The organism is Lentzea aerocolonigenes, from assembly GCF_000955955.1.
Classification (GTDB): Bacteria; Actinomycetota; Actinomycetes; order Mycobacteriales; family Pseudonocardiaceae; genus Lentzea; species Lentzea aerocolonigenes_A.
Genome location: NZ_JYJG01000025.1, coordinates 1 through 292, shown reverse-complemented (window position 1 = coordinate 292; position 292 = coordinate 1). Strand labels below are relative to the sequence as shown.

Here is a 292-nt window from a genome sequence, read left to right as displayed (position 1 = left end):
CTTCTGGTTCTTCGGGCACCCGGAGGTCTACATCGTCGCCTTGCCGTTCTTCGGCATCGTGTCTGAGATCTTCCCGGTGTTCAGCCGCAAGCCGATCTTCGGTTACAACGGCCTGGTCTACGCGACGCTCGGCATCGCGGCCCTGTCCGTCGCCGTGTGGGCGCACCACATGTACGCGACCGGCGCCGTGCTGCTGCCGTTCTTCGCCTTCATGACGTTCCTCATCGCGGTCCCGACCGGTGTGAAGTTCTTCAACTGGATCGGCACGATGTGGAAGGGCCAGCTGACGTTC

General features: G+C 62.7%; 1 protein-coding gene. It reads left to right on the top strand.

Annotated features, from left to right (window positions below; all coding sequences use genetic code 11):
* A partial coding sequence (locus UK23_RS05430) for a cbb3-type cytochrome c oxidase subunit I (RefSeq protein ID WP_045310255.1) occupies positions 1-292 on the top strand: 292 nt, incomplete at both ends.